Source organism: Halorussus halobius (assembly GCF_004765805.1).
Classification (GTDB): Archaea; Halobacteriota; Halobacteria; order Halobacteriales; family Haladaptataceae; genus Halorussus; species Halorussus halobius.
This window is the reverse complement of sequence record NZ_ML219773.1, coordinates 1,318,305-1,337,886: the sequence shown is the minus strand read 5'-3', so window position 1 is coordinate 1,337,886 and position 19,582 is coordinate 1,318,305. Positions and strand designations below refer to the sequence as shown.

Sequence of the window (19,582 nt, the reverse complement as noted above, 5' to 3'; positions counted from 1 at the left end):
ATGAAGGTCGTTCGCGAAGACCTCCACGGCACCCAAGTCCAGCGCCTCGTCGCCTCCGAATCCCATCCGCCCGACTACGTCGAGGGCGAGGTCGTCGGCTACTATTGTGCGGAGTGCCGGCAGACCGACGAGACCCGCGACCAAATCTGGCACGAGAAGACGTGTTCGCTCGCCGGCCAGCACGGCCGCGAGCACTACGACGGTCTCCAACCCGCGCCGGACGACCCAGCGCCCGAGCTCGACCCAGATACCGAGTTCATCGTCATCGAGAGTGCGGAAACCGAAGGCCGTGGCGGGCTCTGCGAAGGCGAGGTCCTCGGCTTCGTCTGCACCTGTGGAAACGCCGACGAGGACCTCTTCGAGATTGTGCATGACGAGGCGTGCCCGCTCGCCGGCGTGCACGACCGCGTCGCCGTCGGCGACTGACGCGGCGACCGAGAGCTCTTTTCCCGGTCCTGTCACAGGTTCCGGAAGTGCCGCCGCGATTTATATACCCGCGTTCATGTCTTCCACGCATGATAACCGACCCGCGCGTCTTCCGCGACGACCACCTCCCCCGTGAACTCAAACACCGGGAGGCCGAAATCGAGGACCTCTCACACGCGCTTGACCCAGCACTCGCCGGCCGACCCGCCGCCGACGTCCTCCTCGCCGGCCCCAGCGGTGTCGGCAAAACCGCGCTCGCCCGCCACACCCTCGGGAAACTCGACCAGTTCGCCACCGTCGCCCACACCCACATCCAGTGCCTCGGCGAATCCACAACCGACGTCCTGCAGGCCGCGCTCGACGACCTCCCCGGCCACTCGGCCACCGACGCCGCGTCCGTCGACGATCTCCGCGTCGCCCTGCGGGAGGCCGTCGACCAGCCCGCGATTCTCGTCCTCGACGAAGCCGACTCACTCCCCGAGACCGACGTCCTCGATGTTCTGGACGACGTGCCGTTGGTGTCGTTCATCGCGGTCGTCCACGACCCGCAGCGTTGGCTCTCGCGTGCGCCCGACGCGGTCCGTCGCGCCGTTTCGGGACCGATCCAACTCGGTCGCTATGGGGTTGACGAGCTCTCGTCGATTCTGCGAGCGCGCGCGAACGTCGGGCTCCGGCCGAGTGTGGTCTCCGACGACCAGCTGCGGGGGATTGCTGACGAGGTCGCGGGCGTCGCACGCTCAGGGATTCAGGTGCTTCGGGCCGCTGCGGAGGTCGCGTCTGAGCGAGGGCACGCCCGGATTCACGACACGGACATCGAGGACGCCTACGAGCGCGCCCAGCATCGGATTCGCCGGTCGAAGCTCTACTCGCTCACGTTCCATCATCATGTTCTGTACGGGTTGGTGCACGAGGCCGGCGAGGTGCCGGCGGGCGAGCTTCACGACCGGTACGATGCGGTGGGTGAGCAGATGTACTATGGGCGTGAGCGGACGCCGGTGGGGCGGCGGTCGCGGCGGAATAAGTTGCGGAAGCTCGTCGAGTACGAGCTGGTCGAGGCGGTGGGCGATTCGAAAAGTCGGGTGTATCGAGTGGTCGACGAGTCGGTTACGCCGTCACTGGATTCGGGGATGTGTGTCGAGAGTGTCGAGAGTGACGATGCCGGAAATACAACCTCTTTTTAAGCAGATACGGCTCCTCGACCGACATGTATGCCACAGTCGGAAATCATCGAAGCGTACGACGGCACCGAGGTCGGCTTCGAAGATGTCAAACCGCTCTCCGGGGGTGGGGCACGCGTCGACCTCGACGCCGAAAATGGTCCGAAGCTCCGGCTTGACGTCACGAAATCAGGGAAGTACGAGGTCGTGACCAGCTGGAATGCAGACGGCGAACTCGCTGACGTCGACGAACCAGACTGGGTCGAGGATATCGTCGCCCAACTCCAACGAGCGTGACCGAGTAATGCTACGACGACTCGTCCGAGCTTTGGCGTTGGTGTTCTGCTTCGATAAGCTCTTCCAGCGCTGTCGTCTCGCGGTCGTACTCGTCGATGTTCGCAAGAGCGATTTCGCCGCGCAACGTGATCTCGTAGACGCCTCGACCAACATTCCGTACGAGTTCGTAGTCTTCGAGCTGGTTCAGGCGTTTAGTCACCGTCTTTCGGTGTCGGTCGATGTCTTCGGCGATGTTAGCCCCGAGATTTCGACCGTCCTGCAGCTCTTCGAGGATCATCTGATCCGTCGGGAGCTGCAGCAGCATCATCCTATCCGAAAAGCGGGCCATACATGATACTGTTGGTAGCATCCCAGATAGGGCTGTCGGCATCCTCACAAAGGGAGGCTACCACCAGTAACATTATGGGCCTGTAGTAAAACGTTCCAACTGGAAGCAAGTCCTCTCGGGTCGCCTTCAAAAGGTGCCCGACGTGTCACAAGCACGCCGGACTGGCTTCCAACCCTACGACGGAGTTTAGAAGCCATGTCGAACGACACTATCAGGGGTCTTAAAAATAAGCCCCATACGACAGCGGAACCAGCCGGTCGACCCAGTAGCGACCGAGACACCACCGACTCGCAGACGGAGTCCTCGCAGAAAACGCGCTCGCGTGACAGCGCGACCGCGGAGACGGGAGGTTGTTCACACCCGAGTCCCCGTCCAGTCGAACAGTTCTCACCCGACCCGAATAACGATACCGACACCGACGACCGCCCCCGGCTCGTTACCGACGGCGGCACCCGCGCCGGCAAGAAGCGAGACCACGTTTACGCCGTCACGCTTCCGAGTGGGTCTCGGCGGTGGACGGCCGACTACGCGGTGGCGTTCGAGCACGCGACCGGGCGGAGCCTCGACGCCATCGACCCCAGCGAGTACGACGAGGACGCCGAGGAACGGATCTCGATCCTCCACAAGCGCGGCCGCGAGTACGTGCTCAACCTCGCTCCCGAGAACCCGTACACGGAGTGTCTGAACCGGCAGTACGACTGCGGGCACGTCGCCTACGGCCCGCCACGAGAACTGCCGTCGACCTGTCCGGAGTGCCAGCCCGTCGCAACCGACGGCGGACGCGTCGGCACGTGGTGCTCGCACCCCCGGACGCGGCGGTACGGCCGCACCGACCTGCGCGGTCGCGCAGTGATCGAGGAGCGCTGCACGCTCTGCGGCGCGACCGTCTCGATGGACGGGGGGACGCGATGACGGCCGTCCATGCGGACGATCTGACGCGGTTCCAGCACGACCTCCTGGTCGTCATCGCCGGCTACGAACACGGCCGCTACCGCGACGACCGCCACACCGGCTCCCGCCCGCACGGGCTCGCGCTCAAGGACACCCTCGACGCACGCTACGACGCGGAGGTCCATCACGGCCGCCTCTACCCGAACCTCGACACGCTCGTCGACAAGGGTCTCGTCGAGAAACAAGAGCGCGACCAGCGGACGAACGTCTACTCGCTCACCGACCAGGGCTGGGCGCTCCTCGACCAGCGCGTGCAGTGGTTGCTCAACTGTCTCGACGGCGACACGGGAGGTGGCGAGTGATGAACCGGGGGCGAATCTACGCGGCAGGTCTCGGCATCGAATTCGACATCGAGAGTATCGGTTCCTCGGCCAGTCAGAAGACGCTCGCAGGCGACCACGAATGGGCGTACACGTGCCGCGTGAAAGACACCTCGCCTGAGAAAGAGATCCCGTACGCACGCGGCGTCGCAATGCTGCGAGAAGAAGTTGAAGAAGACAGTGCAACTGTTGACGACGCTGGCGACACCGTAAGCGTCAAGTCCAGTACGGAGTTCCGGCACAGAGCGAAGTTCGGGCACTGGCTCATCCTTAAAGGCGGCTGGATGGTTGCGACTGACGACTGGGTACGGACCGTCGCCTCGCAAGCGGTTATTGACTACCCGACGCGCGTCGAACTCGACCTCCGTGGGTTCCTTGACGATTTTGCCGAGCCCAGCGTCTATCAATTGGGGTTCCGTGGCCGGAACGTCGGCGAAGGCGGCGAGAAAGGCGCACTCTACGGAAGCCATGTGGACGAAGACCCAGACCTCGGCCGCGAACTCAGCCACACACCTCTCAACGAACTCGGCGTCAAACACCGGCACGAGACCACCCACGCGAAAGCATACCTCGCGGCGGGCACCGGCTACGTTGAAGCCTACGAAGACTGGGATACTGGCGAGTTCGTCGACTACCTCAGCAAGTGGGTGCTCCACCACGCCAAAACCGAAGACATAGACGACGAAGAGTCGGAGGTCTGTGAGGGGTGTGGCCGGGAGCCCGAGAAGGGCCTGCACGAGGGCCCGGACGGCCGCGAGTTGTGTATCACGTGCCTCGACAAGGTCGAAGCGGAGGCCGAGTCGCGGGCGACGCGGAAGCTCGACCAGCTGGACTCGGTGACGGTCACGGACGGTGGTGAGAGCGATGGGTGAGTCGAGTGAGGAGTTCCGCGACGAACTCCGTGCCGTCGTCCGCCGGTACGACCCGTCGCCCGAGCAACTTCGAGAGACCGCGAGCCGGCTGGAAGCGCTCGCCGACCGCCACGAGCAGGTCAACGAGGTGCTCTAACCCATGCCTGCCGACACGCTCTACGAGGCGCTGGTGCGGGCGGCCGACCACAGCAGTCCCTGCCAGCGCGTCCTCCGCCACAAAGACGGCCGGCAGGTCGCCACCCGGTCCATGGACTTCTACGTCGCCTTGAAACGCGTCGACGTGCTCGTCGTCCGAATCGACGGCGGGCATCGCGTCGGCGGGTCGCTGTTCCCGGTCGACTGCCGAGTCCGCGAGGGCGCGGTGGAGTTCACGCACGAGCATCGCAACACGGGGGTCGCGGGCCGCCAGCAGTTCCTCGGCGACATCCGCGAGGCCAACGAGGTCGCGCTCGTCCACGTCGACGAGAGCCAGTTCGGCGACGAGCGCGAGCGCGACACCGGTGAGGTGCGCGCTGACGGCGGTACGTCCACGGACGGAACTTACCGCGAGTGCGAGTGGTGCGGAGAGAAAACCCCGCATCGGCAAGTCGCTCCGTCGGACGTTCCGGGGAAAACGGTCGAGTGTCTGGCGTGTCCGGAGCGCGTCGAGGTTGAGGCGGCGCTGGCTGATAAGTCGAGTACGGACACTGACCGCTCGGGAGGTGCGGGGGATGCCTGAGGTCACGGTCGACTCGTATAGCGACCTCGTCAGCGACAGCGACCTCGACCTCGTCGACGCCGACACCCTCGCCAGTGTCCTCCCCGCGAGCGACGACCAACTCGCGTTCTGGCTCCCCACGTGGCTCGCCGAGGAGAAACCCCTCACCCCAGTCGGCCAGAGCGACCACGTCTTCGTCGCCGAGGCCGTCTCTGAGCGCGAGACGGAGAAAGCTCACTACGTCCGGCAGGGGAACGCCGGTGTCTGGATTCCGAAATCTGTCGCTCGCATCTATCACACCAGGCCGGACGCGGACATCGTCAGCCCGCAATCGAGTCTCGACAGTCCAACCGGAGGCTCTGCCGATGACTGACGACGGGACGGCGTGGTCGTGGAGCGACCTCCACGACGAACCATGGTCCGTTCTCAAGGGGGCGTACGTCCGCGTCCAACAGGAGGTCGACGACCGCGACCCGCTTGACCCCCACCACGACGACCACCAAGACCGCGTGACCACCGAGGAGCGCGAAGGCCGACTCGTCGGTCGCGCCACAGGCACCGGCCTCTACTACGACAGCCAGCGCGGCGAGCCCGTACCCGAGAACATCGGGCCAGCGGTCTACCTCAACACCCGCGAGGACACGATCCTCGAAGTGCGGACGGACAACCCCGAGAACGAACTGCTCGCCTTCCAGCCGAAGGAGAGTGAGTCAAATGAGTAAGACCAGTACCCCCAACACCACCAGCGACCGTGACGCGTTGACCGACGACGAGCAGTCCGTGTTCGAACGGCTCGCCGACCGGTACGACGACGATTCCGACGTCGGCCGCATCGCTGAACTCGTGCTTCAATCCTCCAAGGAGGACGCCAACTCATGAAGCTCGCTCCGGTCCATCACACCGGGCTTCTCGTCGAGCGTCCGGCGCGCACGAACGAGATCCTCCCGGTCACCAGCGTCGTCAGCCTCGACGAGTTCGTCGTCGAGCGTCTCCTTCACTCTGTCGAGCAGCTGCTTGACCTCCAGATCGAGCGACTGCCGGCAGTGAATACAGAAGTCCTTCTCGCGGGGCGTCTCCTCCCCACACCGAGGACACGGCACGGGCGCATGGTCCGGGGATTCATCCTCGGCGGCGATCTCTTTCCCGTGAATCCGTGCCAGTTCGTTGTCGGCCTCGTCGCCGAACACCGCGACGTATCGGCCTGCGACCTCGCTCCCGCGCACCCAGCCGTGGTGTTCTTCCAGGTGCGCCTGACTCATCCCCTGGCTCGCGAGATAGCTCGCCGAACTCTTCCGGAAGTTCGTGAAGTTCACGGGCTTCTCGATGTCGGCGCGCTCGCCCGCCCGCGTCACCGCCTTCCACAGCGTCTCGTAGCTCACACTCTCCGGGCTGTTGAGCCGCGACCACAAGGGGGCGTCCCTGTCCCCGCTGTCGGGGTGGTCGGCGAGCCACTCCTGGAGGAACGGCACCGAAGGGATGAGTGTGACCGTTCGCTGACCAGTTTTTCCCTGGACGGTAAGCTGGAGGCCGTGCTTGTGGTCGGTGACGTCACCGACCTCAAGCTGGTGGAGTTCGTCGCCGCGCGCCCCCGAGTCCCACGCGACCGCGATCAGGGCCGCGTCCCGGTCATTCAGTGTGTTGTCGATCATCGGCAAGACATCTGCATCCCAGTGGAGCATGTCGCGGGGGTTCGGACTCGGGTCGTAGTTGTTGCTGAGCGTCGTCGGCACCCACTCGACGCTCTCGGGGATATCCGAGCCGTCAGTGGCGCGGCGGGCGAACGTGCGCAGGGCGCGTCGAAACCCGGCGTTGGATTCCTCGTTGTCGTAGCGGTCGTGAATCCAGCGGACGAGTTCCTCGGCGGCGTCGCGGTCCTCGACGACGTCGGCGAGTTCGACGTCCGGGAGCGCTTCCTGTGGGATTTCCTGGGACTGGCCGGCCATGATGGCGGTGTACTGGAGGAGTTTGTACCGCGTCGCGGTGGCGTATTCGCTTTTCAGGAGGGCGAGTCGGTCGTCGAACGCCTGGAGGAGTTCGCGGTCGTGCTCGGTGATCGTGTCGGATGCCTCGATCTGGTCTTGGAGGCGGTTGAGTTTGCGGGCGCGGTTCTGGGCCATTGCATCGTGGTGACGCACGGGTGGGTTATTAACCTCGGTGTAAACTCCCAGATGCGCTCTTTGCACTCCCTGATGAGTTCCTCGTCGCCCGGCAGCAGGTCGGGCTCCTGGACCGCGTACTTGGTCGTGAACGAGTCGCTGGCCAGCAGGTGCTCGCGGTAGACGACGACCGGCACCCGGAACGCCCGGAACTCGACGGCGTGGGTCTCGACGCGCTCGCTGGCGAACCGTTCGAGGTGGTCGGCGTCGGCCGGCAAGTGGGTGTCGGCCGGCGCGTAGTCGTCGGTGTGGACTACCAGTCGGTCGCCCGCGGCGTCGGCCACTTCGATGCCGTCGTCGAGCGCCAGCGGCGTCAGCTCGCCCAGACACCGCAGGTCCCGGAGCGCGTAGTACTCGACCCGGCGTCGCTCGCCCGGCGGCAGGTCGGTCAGTCGGTCGACGATGCGGCGGTACTTCGGGTCGAACCCCGCCTCCATCCGCTCGCTCGCGCCCTCGCGGGTGAGCGGTCGCGCCAAGTTGGCGTCCGCGAAGTACTCCTCCACGCGGTCGAGCGCGTCCCGCCCGGCGGGCGACAGTGGGGGCTCGCGAATCCGGTAGTCGAAGCCGTCGTCGGTCTCCACGATGGTCGCCACCACGCCCGGGTGGAGTTCGTCCTGCGTGCGGACCGACTCGGCGTACCACGCGTCGGGGTCGTCGGGCGGTTTCGGCGGCGAAACTCGCACCTCCTGCGACGGCGTTTCGACCGATTCGTCCGGTCGGCCCAGCGGGTCGTCGCCTTCGAGCGGCGGGTCGTCGCCGACCGAGTCGAGTTCCGGTGAGACGTCGTCCATGGCCCGGTGTTCTGCGCTACTAAATTTAAAGTTTTAGGATATGGTTAAAACATAGCGTCCGCGACTATTTGTTCGTCGGGAGACCGTCGCCGACGTGCCGCACGGGACGGCCGGCGACCTCCGACGCGTCCGCCCCGTCACGACTCGCGCTGGATGCCCACGCCGACGACCACGCCACAGGTCAGCACGCCCAGCAGGAACAACATCGTGGCGTACAGGTGGTCGGTGGTGAACACCGACGACCGACGCGGCGTGAACAGGACCACGACGGCGACGACACCGAGTACCGACGCCCAGCGGCTCCGATTCGGGCCGACGAGGTGCGCCATCGCACGCGGGAACAGGACGCTGCCGGCCGCGACAACGCCGGTCAGGACCGCGACGACCGCGCCGAACCAGAGGTCGGCGTAGTACGACGCGGTCGCCGCGCCGAGGGTCGCGCTGCCGGCGAGCGCCAGCACGCCACCCGCCTTCGGGTCGACGCTCATACTGAGTCGTTCGACCGGTTGATATTATTCGTTACTATCGGCCGAGTATTTCCAATCGGTTCTTCCTCGGGACGTAGGCTGCACAATTCTTAAATTATGTCGTTCTCATTCTCGAATATCGATGCGACAAACGCTACTCGCCGATTGTGCGGCCCGGTCGCGGCCGCTCGACGCCTACCTCGACCCGGACGAGGGTGCCGAACTGCCCGACAGCCACGACCCCGACGAGTTGCTGGCCGACTGGCGCGACGCGTTCGACTCCGAGGAGGCGTTCCGGGAGCGACTGTCGTTCGCGGACCTGACCGTCGAGGACGTCCGCGAGCGGCTACGAGCGGCATCGACCGGCGACCCGGATTCGACTCCCAGCGACGACGCCGACTCGTCGTCCGACCCGGACGCGACGCCGGCGACTGTCGGGATCCCCGCCCACTTCGAGACGGCCGAGGCGGTCGTCGACCGCGCGGTCGAACTTCCCCCCGAGAGGGTCGGCTCGCTGGTCGAGCGCCACGCCGACTCGCCGTTCGTGGACCTGCTCGCGCCGCTGGTCGGCGCGGCGAGCGAGCGCCTCGACCTCGGCCCGGGGTTCGCTCCCTCGGCGGTCGAGTCGCTCGAAGACCGGCTGTTCGAGCGCCTGACGGAGGTGTTCCAGCACCCGCTGTTCATCCTGTTCAAGGCCCACCAGCGGACCGAGTACCCCGACGTGGCGTTCGGCGAGCGCGCGGACTCGACCGAGGTGTACGAGGAGTTCGTCGCGCGCCACCGCGAGGCCGACTACGAGGCCGTCTTCGAGACCTATCCCGTCCTGCTGGGGCTGCTCGGCGACGTCACCGACCAGTGGCTCCGGTCGGCCGGCCGGTTGGCCGACCGCATCGCGGCCGACCGGGACGCGCTCGCGCGGACCTTCACCGACGGCGACGACCTCGGCGCGGTCGCCGACGTGACGGCGCTGTCGGACGACCCGCACGGCGACGGGGAAATCGTCTTCGGCGTCGAGTTCGCCGGGGACTGCTCGGTCGTCTACAAGCCCCGGTCGGTCGAGACCGAGCGGGCGTTCGGGACGGTCCTCGAGTGGACCAACGCGAACGCCGCCATCCCGGACCTCTACGTCCCGAACCTCCTCGACAGGGGGACGTACGGCTGGATGGAGTTGGTCGACCACCGCGAGTGCGATTCCGAGCGGGCGGTCGAGCGCTACTACGAGCGGATGGGCGGACTCGTCGCGCTGGCGTTCGCGCTCGACTCGACCGACCTGCATCAGGACAACGTGGTGGCGATGGGCGAGTACCCCGTCATCGTCGACCAGGAGATGGCGCTCTCCCCGGAGTTCGAGACCACCGACGACCCGTCCTCGCCGGCGCTGTCGTCGCTCGTCGCGGACTCGATACTCAAGACGGTGCTGGTCCCGTTCACCAGCAGCCTGAGCGACGAGGACGCCGAGGTGCTGACCAACAGCGGACTCGCGGAACTCGACGACGTCGAGGCCGGCCAGGAGACGCCGACGTTCGTGGACCCGAACACCGACGCGATGGAGCTCACCTTCGAGGGCACGTACCGCCCGGACGGGACCAACCTGCCCCGACGCGGCGGCGAGATACGGTCGGTGTCGGACCACGTCGAACAACTCAAGCGGGGGTTCCGCGAGGTGGCCGACGTCGTCCGGACGAACCGCGAGGCGTTCGCCGCCTCCGACGGGCCGCTGGGCGCGTTCGAGGGCTGCGAGATTCGCTACCTGCTCCGGCCGACGGGTCACTACGCCTCGAAGCTGACCGAGAGCGTCTACTCCTCGCAGCTCCGGTCGGGCATCGAGCGGTCGCTCGCGCTGGAGTCGCTGTACCGCATCTTCGTCCCGACCGACGACGAGGGCGACCTCTGGAAGCTCGTCGACGCCGAGCGCGAGACGCTCCGGCGGTTCACCGTCCCCCGGTTCACGGTCGACGCGACGGGCCACCAGCTCCGTGACGGACGCGGCGAGCCCCAGGGCGTGTTCGTCGACCAGTCGCCGCTGGCCGACGCCCGCGAGCGCGTGGCCGACCTCGACGAACACTGGACCGAGACCCAGCTCCGGCTGCTCGACTTGGCGTTCACCGACTCGAAGGTGCCCGGCCCGGTGTCGAGTCCGTCCGGCGGGCGCGAGGAGTCGGCGGCGGGAATCGACGCGCCCAGCGCGGCGGTCTCGCACGTCGTCGACCGCCTCGCGACGACCACCACGGAGTACCCGGACGGGAGCTATCGATGGGCCGAACTCGCCCGGCTGTCGCCGACCGACGCGTTCCTGCTCCAGGAGCCGACCCGACACCTCTACGAGGGGTACCCGGGCGTGGGGCTGTTCCTCGCGGCGGTCGCGTCGGTCCGGGACGACGACGACCTCGCGGGCCGCGCCCGGCGCGTGCTGAAGCCGGTCGAACTGGCCTTCGAGGAGGACCCGCCGGACCTCGGCGTCGGCGGCGCTCGCGGCACGGGCTCGGCGGCCTACGGGCTGGCGGCCGCCGGGGCGTTTCTCGAGGATTCGGGCCTCCTCGAAACCGCGAGCGAGGTCGCCCGCCGGACCACCCGCGAGGAGATTCGCGCCGACGAGACCCTCGACGTCGTCGGCGGCGCGGCCGGCGAGTTGCTCGCCCAGCTCGCGGTCCACGACCGGACCGGCGACGGCGCGGCGCTCGACCGCGCGCGGTGGTGCGGTCGGCGGCTGCTCGACGCGACGACCGAGACCTCGGCGGGGTATCGCGTCCCGACCACGGGCGACGACCGGTTCGCGTTCGCCCACGGCGTCGGGGGCATCGGGGCCGCGCTCGTCCGACTGGCCGGCGTCACCGGCGACGACGAGTTCGCTCGGGTCGGCCGCGACGCGCTCGAACTCGACCTCGACCTGTGGCAGCGCCACGTCGACGCGAGCGACGGGTACTCGGTCGGGGCGGGCGACGGGACCACCCGAAGCGTAGCCGACGACCCGGGCGAGACCCAGATATGGGGCTGGTGCAACGGCGCTGCCGGCGTCGGCCTCGGCCGCGTCGTCGCGGCCGAGGCCGGGGTGGCTGGCTCGGACGAGCTGGCCGACGGCGTGGCGGCGCTCCGCGGGGACCTGCGCACGCGTCCGAGTCTGGAAGCGTCGCTGTGCTGCGGGACGTCCGGCCGGGTCGCGTTCATGCTCGACGCGGGCGACACGCTCGAGGACCCGGAGCTCGTGGCCCGCGGCGAGGAACTGTTCGGCAACCTGCTCGAACGCGCCGAGCGCGAGGGGCGGATTCCGCTGGGCAACCACCTCCCGATGCTCCCCCGGTTCGGGCTGTTCACCGGCCTCTCGGGCGTCGGCTACGCCGCGCTCCAGTTCGAGGCGCGCGAACGGGGCCGCGAGCTCCCGAACGTGACCCGGCTGGAGTAACCGGAAAAAGCGGTCGTCGAGCCGCCTGCGAGGTTACGCTTCGGTTCGCGTGGGTGGAACGGACCGGACTCAGAACTGCAGTTCGTCGTCGGGGGAGTTCATGCAGGCCGGTTGGACGCTCAGGGACTCCGGACAGGAGGTGCCGACGACGATCTGCTCGTCGGTCTCGTCGTGCTCTGGTTCGTACTCTGCTTCCAGCGACGCGGTGATGTCTTGCGACATATTAGCACACACATACCGGAGACGCATAAATATTTTCCACTAGTTTCTAATATTTACAGCCGCGGCGTCGCACGCTCCGCGAAGGACGCCGCGGTGGAACGAATCCGCTCAGAACTCCATCTCGGTGGCGTCGCCAGTGCTCTCGCAGAGCGGCTTGTCGCTGACGTGACAGCCGGTCGAGCCGACGACGGCGCGCCGGTCGGTCTCGTCGCGGGCGGGTTCGTACTCCGATTCGAGCGAGGTGGTGACGTCGCGTGACATTGCAGACAGATACACACCCCCGTATCTAATAAAATTATCCCACCTTTATCTAGAAATATCTGGGGTGGTCGGCGTCGGGCGTCTCGACCCGACGCGGCCGGCGACTGCTGCAAGCATCAACTATTACCGGCTGTAGCGACAGTCCGCACCCATGAACCGTCGACGCGCGAACCGACCGAGGGGAGGTGGCTGTCCGTGACCGACGCGATCCGCGTCGGCGCGGACGTGGGCGGGACGTTCACCGACGTCGCGGTGTTGACCCGCGACGACCGGCTCGTGACCGCGAAGGTGCCGACGACCGACGACCAGAGCGAGGGCGTCCTCGACGGCCTGCGTCGGGCCTGCCAGAAGGCCGGCGTCGACCCCGAGTCGGTGGACGCGTTCTCGCACGCGACCACCGTCTCGACCAACGCCCTGCTAGAGGGGACCGGCGCGAGGACCGCGCTGGTCACCACCGAGGGCTTTCGCGACGTGCTGGAAATCGGCCGACAGGACCGCCCCGCGCTGTACGACCTCGACGCCGAGAAGCCCGACCCGCTGGTCCCCCGACGCAGGCGATTCGAGGTCGACGAGCGCGCGACCCCGGAGGGCATCGAGCGCGCGGTCGACGAGCGGGATGTCCGGGAGCTCGCGGCGGAAATCGAGGCGTCGGACGCCCAGAGCGTGGCGGTCTCGCTGCTCCACGCCTACGCCCATCCGGACAACGAGCGCCGGGTGGCCGAAATCCTCCGCGAGGAACTCGACGCGCCCGTCTCGGCGTCCCACGAGGTGCTGCCGGCCTTCCGGGAGTACGAGCGCACCGCGACCACCGCCGTCGACGCCGCCGTGGGACCCGCCATCGACGAGTACCTGGGCCGGTTGGTCGAGCGCGCCGACGCGGCCGGACTGCCGACCCCGCTGGTGATGCGGTCGAACGGCGGCATCGCCGACGCCGAGACGGTTCGCGAGCGCGCCGTGGCGACCTGTCTCTCGGGGCCGGCGGCGGGCGTGGTCGGCGCGGCGGCCACGGCCGAAGGCGTCACCGACGCGCGCGGGCTCGTCACCTTCGACATGGGCGGGACCTCCAGCGACGTGAGCCTCGTTCGGGACGGCGGCGTCGAGCGCACCACCGACGCCGAAATCGGCGGCCACCCCGTGAGCGTCCCGATGGTGGACGTGACGACCGTGGGCGCGGGCGGCGGGAGCATCGCGCGGGTCGACGCCGGGGGCGCGCTCAGGGTCGGCCCGGAGTCGGCGGGCGCGAACCCCGGCCCGGCGTGCTACGGGCGGGGCGGCGACGAGCCGACGGTCACGGACGCCGCCGTCGTGCTGGGCTATCTCGGGAGCGACGCCGCGCTGGGCGGGGAACTCTCGCTCGACGCCGACGCCGCCCGACGCGCGCTCGCCGGACTCGCAGACGACGCGGGACTGGAGGGGCCGGTCGAGGCCGCGCGGGGCGTCTACCGCGTCGCCAACGCCACCATGACGCGGGCGGTCCGGGCGGTCACTGTCGAGCGCGGCCACGACCCCCGCGAGTTCGCGCTCGCGGCGTTCGGCGGCGCGGGACCGATGCACGCCGCCGCGCTCGCCGACCGACTCGACGTCGGCCGGGTCGTGGTCCCGCGAGCCTGCGGGGTGCTGTCGGCGTTCGGCCTGCTGGCGGCCGACGAGACCAGCGACGCGGTCCGGACCTACCGCGCGCGACTCGACGACGCCGACCCCGGCGCGGTCGAGGCGGTCCTCGACGAACTCGCGGCCGAGGCGCGCACGGACCTGCGAAACCCCGAGGCGGCCGACCTCGCCCGGCGCGCGGACCTCCGGTACGCGGGCCAGAGCTTCGAGCTGTCGGTCGACGTGAACGAGCGATTCGACCCCGAGACGGTCGCTCGCCGGTTCCACGACGCCCACGAGACGGCCTACGGCTACCGGATGGACGAGGCGGTCGAACTCGTCGGCCTCGGCGTCCGGGCGACCGTCGCGCGCGAGACGCCGGACGTGGCCTATCGCGCCGACGGCGACGCCCGCGTCGGCGAGCGCGAGGCCGTCTTCGGCGGCGCGGTGCGCGAGACGCCGGTGTATCGCCGCGGCGGACTGCCGGCCGGCGAGTCGGTCGCGGGGCCGGCGATCTGCGAACAGGCCGACAGCACCGTGGTCGTCCCGCCCGACTGGACCGCCGAGGTGCGCGCGGACGGGACGCTCGTGCTGGTCTCGGAGGTGGACGCGTGACCGACGCCGACCTCGACCCCGTGGAACTCGAAATCCTGCGCAACCAACTCGAAAGCGTGGCCGAGGAGATGGGCCGGGTGCTGATTCGGGGCGCGTACTCGCCCAACGTCACCGAGCGGCGCGACTGCTCGACCGCGCTGTTCGACGCCGCGGGCCGGATGGTCGCGCAGGCCGAACACATACCGGTCCACCTCGGCGCGATGCCCGAGGCGGTGGCGGCCGTGCTGGACTGCGACCCGGAACCGGGCGACACGTTCGTCCTCAACGACCCCTTCGCGGGCGGCACCCACCTCCCGGACGTGACGCTGGTCTCGCCGCTCGCGCCGGACGAAGCCGACGGGGAGATCGTCGGCTACGCGGTCTCGCGCGCCCACCACGCCGACGTGGGCGGGTCCGCACCGGGGAGCATGCCGGCCGGCGCGCGCGAGATATTTCAGGAGGGGTTGCGGCTCCCGCCGGTCCGACTCGTCTCGGCCGGCGAGATTAACGAGGACGTCCGGGACCTCCTGCTCGCCAACGTCCGGACGCCCGACGAGCGCCGGGCCGACCTCCGCGCACAGCTGGCGGCCAACGACCGCGCGGAGGAGCGAGTCGGCGACCTGCTGGCCGACCACGGCGACCGCTTGCTCGGGGCGTTCGACGCCGTAATCGACTACTCCCGCGAGCGCGTCGAGTCGGAACTGGCCGACTTGCCGGACGGCGAGTACACCGCCCGCGACGTGCTGGAGGGCGACGGCGTGCGCGATGACGACGTGCCCATCGAGGTCGCGGTCACGGTCGACGGGACCTCGCTGTCGGTCGACTTCTCGGGCACCGCCGAACAGGTGCCGGGCAACCTCAACGCGCCGCTGGCGGTCGCCAAGAGCGCGGTGTACTTCGTCGTCCGGTGCGTCACGGACCCGGAGATTCCGCCCAATCACGGCTGCTACGACCCGGTGTCGGTCAGCGCGCCCGAGGGCTGTCTGGTGAACCCCGACCCGCCGGCCGCCGTGGTCGGGGGCAACGTCGAGACCAGCCAGCGCGTGACCGACGTGCTGTTCGCCGCGCTGGCCGACGCGGTGCCCGAGCGCGTGCCGGCGGCCGGACAGGGCACGATGAACAACCTGATAATCGGGAGCCGTTCGAGCGCGTTCACCTACTACGAGACCATCGGCGGCGGGTTCGGCGCGCGCGTCGACGCCGACGGCATGGACGGCGTGCAGGTCGGGATGACCAACACGCTCAATACGCCGGTCGAGGCGCTGGAGGCCGAGTACCCCCTCCGGGTCGAGCGCTACGCGCTCCGGCCGGACACCGGCGGCGCGGGCGAGCGTCGGGGCGGTCTGGGGCTCGCGCGCTCGGTCACGGTCGAGACCGACGCCACGGTGTCGCTGCTGACCGAACGCCGACGCTACGCGCCCCAGGGCCTCGCCGGCGGCGAGTCGGGCGCGCTCGGCGAGAACCGCATCGACGGCGAGCGCGTCGGCGCGAAGACCACGGTGGACGTCGACGCCGGCGCGACCGTGACGGTGTTGACCCCCGGCGGCGGCGGGTACGGCGACCCGGCCGACCGCGACCCCGAGGCGCGCGCGGCCGACCGCGAGGACGGGAAAGTGACCGACGCGGACGGCGAAGACGAACCCCCGACAGGCGACGGAACGTGACGGTCGCCGGAAATCGAGTCGGAGCACGCGAAGTCGTCGGCGGTCGCTGACTTTCACACCCTACGGCGTTCGCTTTCCTTTCTTGGCCAACTGGCGCGCTGGCTCCATTTTCCACGTCGGCGCGCGCTGGCGGACCCTCGTGGTCCGCCACGCCGCGCGAGGGAGGGGCGCGCCCGTGCACCCCGAGGCTGGGGCGGCGTGAGGCTCGCCGTCGCGGTGCGGTCGCGATGCTGTGCAGTCACTCATTGGCCTCGGCAGTAGCTAGCTTCTCTCGTCCGAAATCCGTGAGTCGAGCGTCGGAGAAGCTAGCTAGCTACGTCCGAGGCCGCGAGACCCCGAAATCCGCATCCACTGCGGAGAGTCGGAAGGCGGAACCCCTAAGTTATCAATCGCGCTACGGACTCCCGTGGACCGCGATACCGTACGACCAGTCGTCCTCGCGCTGCTCGCGGTCGTGGCAATCGGGCTGGCGGCCGCGACGCTCGACTCCGCAGTCGTGACCGACTCCTCCGGCGGCTTCGGTTTCGGCACGCCCGACTCCGATGCGGGCGCGAGCGGGGGCCAGCAGCCGGAGTTCGAGTTCGGCAACCAGTCGGCCCCCGGCGGGTTCTCCCGGCTCGCGCCGTGCATCCCCGAACTCGGGACGTGGTGGGCCATCGCGACCATCCTCGGCGTCTTCGGGCTCGGGGCCTACGTCGCCTACCGCCGGCTGGGCGGGCTCGGCGTCGTGGCGTTCGTCGGTCCGGTGGGCGTCCCGCTACTGCTGGCTCACGCGGTTCTCACCACGTGTACGACGCCCCTCCGGGACGCGAGCCAGTCGCTGTTCGAGCCGGGCAACGTCTCGATGGCCCCAGACGGCGGCAGCGGCGCGCTCGGGAGCGGGAGCGGGACCAGCGTCACCGACCCCTCCGTGCTGCTGATGGCGGGGCTGGGCGTCGCGCTGCTGGCCGCCGTCGCGCTGCTTTTCGTCTCCTCGAGCGGCGACGACCCGGACCCCGAGCCCGACGGGGCGGTCGCCGACCCCGAGGACGTACAGGCGGTGGCACAGGCCGCCGGCGCGGCCGCCGACCGCATCGAGTCCAGCGCCGACGTCGACAACGAGGTGTACCGCGCGTGGCGGGAGATGACCGACCACCTCGACGTGTCGAACCCGCAGTCGAGCACGCCGGCGGAGTTCGCCGCCGCCGCGGTCGACGCCGGCCTCGACCGCGAGGACGTCGACGAACTCACCTCGCTGTTTGAGGCGGTGCGCTACGGCGGCGAGTCGCCGACCGACGAGCGCGAACGGCGCGCAGTCGAGGCGCTCCGGCGCATCGAGCGCGAGTATTCGGGGGGCGACTCGTGAGCCGGAATCGACCCCCCAACCGGAGCCGACCGAGCGACTGCCGGGGTGAGCGCCGATGAGCCGCGACGACGGCGGACACCCCCTGTTGACGACCGTGGGCGTCGCCGCCGTGGCGGTCGGCGTCCTGTTCGTCGTCCAGCCCGGGCTCGCGGCCGCCGTCGGCGTCGACTACGCCGCCGCCCTGCTCGTGGGGCTGATCGCGCTGGTGCAGGCGGCCCGGACCGTCCAGGCGCGACGGGCCAGCGACGTCCGGGGCGCGGAGACCCCGGACGTCGAGGCGGTCGAGACGGTGCCGACGCCCGGCGACGAGTTCGACGAGACGGTGGCCGACCTCCGGTCGGGACCGCGTCGGGTGCTCGTCCGCGAGCGTGCCGACCTCCACGACCGCATCGAGGAGGCCGCAGTCACCGCGGTCGCCGAGCGGGAGAACTGTTCGCGGGAGGCGGCCCGCGAGCGCGTCGCGGACGGGACGTGGACCGACGACATCCACGCGGCGGCGTTCCTCGGCGGCGACGACGCCCCGAACGTTCCGCTGGTCGACCGGCTGAAGCTGGCGGCCAGCGCCGAATCGACGTTCCAGCTCCGGCTCCGCCGGACCGCCGACGCCGTGGCCCGGACCGCCGGCGTCGACGCGACCGGAGCCGGCGGGACCGACGCGGCGGACGGCCCCGACGCGAGCGCGACCGCCGACTCCGGCGACGACGAGTCGCCCGGGGCCGGCCGAGCGCGGGAGGTCGAGTCGTGACGTCCATCCGCCCCACGAACCGGTGGCTGGGCGTCAGCGCGGTCGCCCTGCTGGCGGGGGCGCTGGGCATCGTGTTCAGCCGCCCGCCGGTGTTGCTGTCGGGCGTGGTCGGCGTGGCGTTCGCGGCCTACGCCAGGACCGCGAGCGCGCCCGACGTCGACCTCGACGTGACCCGGACCGTCAGCGACGACGAGCCCTTACCGGGCGAGGAGGTGAGGATCAACCTGACCGTCGAGAACGCCGGCGACGCGATGTTGCCCGACCTCCGAATCGTCGACGGCGTGCCCGACGCCATCCCCGTGACCGACGGGTCGCCGCGGCTCGGGACCGCGCTCCGGCCGGGCAAGACCGCCCGCCTCTCGTACGTCGTGACGGCCGAGCGCGGCGACCACGAGTTCGGTCCCGTGACCGTCGTCGCCCGGGACTTCAGCGGCGCGACCGAGGTCGAGACCGAGGTCGAGTGCGAGACCGGCGTGCGGTGCGTACCCAAGCTCGGCACGACCGTCGACGTGCCCCTGCGCGCCCAGACCACCCGGTACACGGGCCGGGTCACCACCGACGACGGCGGGTCGGGCGTGGAGTTCCACGCCACCCGCGAGTACCGGCGCGGCGACCCGCTCTCGCGGGTCGACTGGAACCGGCTGGCGCGCACGGGCGAACTTACCACCGTGGAGTTCCGCGAGGAGCGGGCGGCCAGCGTGGTCGTGGTGGTCGACACCCGCGAGGCGGCGTATCTGGCCCGCGACGACGACGAGCGCAACGCGGTCCAGTACGGCGTCGACGCGGCCGGCCGGATGGTCACGAAGCTGCTCGACGCCGGCGACCGGGTCGGGCTGGCGTCTCTCGGCCCCGAGACCTGCTGGCTCGCGCCGGGGTCGGGCCACGAGCAGCGGGCCCGCGCCCGCGACCTGCTGGCGACCCACCCGTCGTTCTCGGCGGTCCCCTCCGAGGAGGTGTTCTACCCGACCACCCGAATCAGGTGGCTGCGCAAGCGGCTGCCGGCGTCGACGCAGGTGGTGTTCGTCACGCCGCTGTGTGACGACGTCGGACCGTCGGTCGCCAGACGGCTCGACGCCGAGGGCCACCTCGTGACGGTCGTCAGCCCCGACCCGACCGCGACCGCGACCGCGGGCCAGCGGTTCGCCCGCGCCGAGCGCGCCCACCGGGTCTCCGACCTCAGACGCGCCGGCGTCCGGGTCGTGGACTGGGACACCGACGACCCGTTCGGCGTGGCGCTGGCCCGAACCGCCCGCGTCTCCGGGGGGCGAGCGTGACGGGGCGAGCGCGCGACCGCGCCCC

The 19,582-nt window shown here is 69.6% G+C and carries 23 protein-coding genes; 17 read left to right on the top strand and 6 right to left on the bottom strand.

Annotation, left to right across the window (positions count from 1 at the left end):
- The 3 genes from EPL03_RS19865 to EPL03_RS06740 all read left to right on the top strand — a co-directional run.
- Window positions 1-426: hypothetical protein (locus EPL03_RS19865; RefSeq protein ID WP_168216199.1), on the top strand; the 426-nt coding region annotated here is incomplete at its 5' end.
- A gap of 89 nt (window positions 427-515) precedes the next feature.
- Entirely contained in the window at window positions 516-1,607 is a 1,092-nt protein-coding gene (locus EPL03_RS06745; RefSeq protein WP_135828552.1) for a Cdc6/Cdc18 family protein, read from the top strand.
- Window positions 1,608-1,634: 27 nt separating this feature from the next.
- Complete coding sequence (locus tag EPL03_RS06740; protein WP_135828551.1) at window positions 1,635-1,880, top strand: hypothetical protein; 246 nt, start codon at window positions 1,635-1,637, stop codon at window positions 1,878-1,880.
- Window positions 1,881-1,890: 10 nt separating this feature from the next.
- Here EPL03_RS06740 and EPL03_RS06735 read toward each other — a convergent pair whose 3' ends face one another.
- Window positions 1,891-2,187, bottom strand: coding sequence for a phage repressor protein (locus EPL03_RS06735; protein WP_210424906.1), 297 nt, complete (start codon window positions 2,185-2,187; stop codon window positions 1,891-1,893).
- Between the two features lie 552 nt (window positions 2,188-2,739).
- On the opposite strand from EPL03_RS06735, the gene EPL03_RS06730 reads away from it, so the two are divergent.
- Genes EPL03_RS06730 through EPL03_RS06700 form a run of 8 tightly spaced genes read left to right on the top strand, consistent with a single transcriptional unit; the run spans window position 2,740 to window position 5,927 of the window.
- On the top strand, window positions 2,740-3,120 hold the full coding sequence (locus EPL03_RS06730) for a hypothetical protein (RefSeq protein ID WP_135828550.1): 381 nt from the start codon (window positions 2,740-2,742) through the stop codon (window positions 3,118-3,120).
- Window positions 3,117-3,461 (top strand): PadR family transcriptional regulator, encoded by a 345-nt coding sequence (locus EPL03_RS06725; RefSeq protein WP_135828549.1) that lies wholly within the window; start codon window positions 3,117-3,119, stop codon window positions 3,459-3,461. Before EPL03_RS06730 ends, EPL03_RS06725 begins: the two co-directional genes overlap by 4 nt.
- Window positions 3,461-4,351, top strand: coding sequence for a hypothetical protein (locus EPL03_RS06720; protein ID WP_135828548.1), 891 nt, complete (start codon window positions 3,461-3,463; stop codon window positions 4,349-4,351). The genes EPL03_RS06725 and EPL03_RS06720 overlap by 1 nt, the downstream gene beginning before the upstream one ends.
- The gene (locus EPL03_RS19860) at window positions 4,344-4,487 is read left to right on the top strand and encodes a hypothetical protein (RefSeq protein WP_168216198.1); all 144 of its coding nucleotides are present in this window, start codon (window positions 4,344-4,346) and stop codon (window positions 4,485-4,487) included. The genes EPL03_RS06720 and EPL03_RS19860 overlap by 8 nt, the downstream gene beginning before the upstream one ends.
- 3 nt (window positions 4,488-4,490) lie before the next feature.
- Window positions 4,491-5,069: a hypothetical protein gene (locus EPL03_RS06715; RefSeq protein ID WP_135828547.1), complete on the top strand. Its 579-nt coding sequence runs from the start codon at window positions 4,491-4,493 to the stop codon at window positions 5,067-5,069.
- The gene (locus EPL03_RS06710) at window positions 5,062-5,421 is read left to right on the top strand and encodes a hypothetical protein (RefSeq protein WP_135828546.1); all 360 of its coding nucleotides are present in this window, start codon (window positions 5,062-5,064) and stop codon (window positions 5,419-5,421) included. Before EPL03_RS06715 ends, EPL03_RS06710 begins: the two co-directional genes overlap by 8 nt.
- On the top strand, window positions 5,414-5,770 hold the full coding sequence (locus tag EPL03_RS06705) for a hypothetical protein (RefSeq protein ID WP_135828545.1): 357 nt from the start codon (window positions 5,414-5,416) through the stop codon (window positions 5,768-5,770). The genes EPL03_RS06710 and EPL03_RS06705 overlap by 8 nt, the downstream gene beginning before the upstream one ends.
- On the top strand, window positions 5,763-5,927 hold the full coding sequence (locus EPL03_RS06700; RefSeq protein WP_135828544.1) for a kinesin: 165 nt from the start codon (window positions 5,763-5,765) through the stop codon (window positions 5,925-5,927). Before EPL03_RS06705 ends, EPL03_RS06700 begins: the two co-directional genes overlap by 8 nt.
- Here EPL03_RS06700 and EPL03_RS06695 read toward each other — a convergent pair.
- From EPL03_RS06695 to EPL03_RS06685, 3 genes are all read right to left on the bottom strand, one after another.
- A complete protein-coding gene (locus EPL03_RS06695) occupies window positions 5,897-6,991 on the bottom strand; it encodes a tyrosine-type recombinase/integrase (protein ID WP_394346939.1) in 1,095 nt (364 codons plus the stop codon). The two genes, EPL03_RS06700 and EPL03_RS06695, sit on opposite strands and share 31 nt — an antisense overlap.
- 53 nt (window positions 6,992-7,044) lie before the next feature.
- Window positions 7,045-7,995 carry a hypothetical protein gene (locus tag EPL03_RS20445; protein WP_244605204.1) on the bottom strand — a complete coding sequence of 317 codons (951 nt, stop codon included), beginning with the start codon at window positions 7,993-7,995 and terminating at the stop codon, window positions 7,045-7,047.
- A 137-nt stretch (window positions 7,996-8,132) separates the two neighbouring features.
- Window positions 8,133-8,483 carry a hypothetical protein gene (locus EPL03_RS06685; protein ID WP_135828542.1) on the bottom strand — a complete coding sequence of 117 codons (351 nt, stop codon included), beginning with the start codon at window positions 8,481-8,483 and terminating at the stop codon, window positions 8,133-8,135.
- 121 nt (window positions 8,484-8,604) lie between these two features.
- On the opposite strand from EPL03_RS06685, the gene lanM reads away from it, so the two are divergent.
- Window positions 8,605-11,862, top strand: a complete 3,258-nt coding sequence (lanM, locus tag EPL03_RS06680) for a type 2 lanthipeptide synthetase LanM (RefSeq protein WP_135828541.1) — start codon at window positions 8,605-8,607, stop codon at window positions 11,860-11,862.
- A 69-nt stretch (window positions 11,863-11,931) separates the two neighbouring features.
- On the opposite strand, the gene EPL03_RS19855 is transcribed toward lanM, so the two are convergent.
- Window positions 11,932-12,084 carry a hypothetical protein gene (locus EPL03_RS19855; protein ID WP_168216197.1) on the bottom strand — a complete coding sequence of 51 codons (153 nt, stop codon included), beginning with the start codon at window positions 12,082-12,084 and terminating at the stop codon, window positions 11,932-11,934.
- Between the two features lie 108 nt (window positions 12,085-12,192).
- Window positions 12,193-12,345 (bottom strand): hypothetical protein, encoded by a 153-nt coding sequence (locus EPL03_RS19850; protein WP_168216196.1) that lies wholly within the window; start codon window positions 12,343-12,345, stop codon window positions 12,193-12,195.
- Window positions 12,346-12,540: 195 nt separating this feature from the next.
- Between EPL03_RS19850 and EPL03_RS06675 the strand changes: the two genes are divergently transcribed.
- The 5 genes from EPL03_RS06675 (at window position 12,541) to EPL03_RS06655 (ending at window position 19,557) form a co-directional block, all read left to right on the top strand.
- Window positions 12,541-14,550: a hydantoinase/oxoprolinase family protein gene (locus EPL03_RS06675; RefSeq protein WP_135828540.1), complete on the top strand. Its 2,010-nt coding sequence runs from the start codon at window positions 12,541-12,543 to the stop codon at window positions 14,548-14,550.
- Window positions 14,547-16,193, top strand: coding sequence for a hydantoinase B/oxoprolinase family protein (locus tag EPL03_RS06670; protein ID WP_135828539.1), 1,647 nt, complete (start codon window positions 14,547-14,549; stop codon window positions 16,191-16,193). The genes EPL03_RS06675 and EPL03_RS06670 overlap by 4 nt, the downstream gene beginning before the upstream one ends.
- Window positions 16,194-16,599: 406 nt before the next feature.
- Entirely contained in the window at window positions 16,600-17,538 is a 939-nt protein-coding gene (locus EPL03_RS06665; protein WP_135828538.1) for a DUF4129 domain-containing protein, read from the top strand.
- A gap of 55 nt (window positions 17,539-17,593) precedes the next feature.
- Window positions 17,594-18,283 carry a DUF7269 family protein gene (locus tag EPL03_RS06660; RefSeq protein WP_135828537.1) on the top strand — a complete coding sequence of 230 codons (690 nt, stop codon included), beginning with the start codon at window positions 17,594-17,596 and terminating at the stop codon, window positions 18,281-18,283.
- Window positions 18,280-19,557 (top strand): DUF58 domain-containing protein, encoded by a 1,278-nt coding sequence (locus tag EPL03_RS06655; RefSeq protein WP_135828536.1) that lies wholly within the window; start codon window positions 18,280-18,282, stop codon window positions 19,555-19,557. Before EPL03_RS06660 ends, EPL03_RS06655 begins: the two co-directional genes overlap by 4 nt.
- Window positions 19,558-19,582 lie beyond the last annotated feature (25 nt).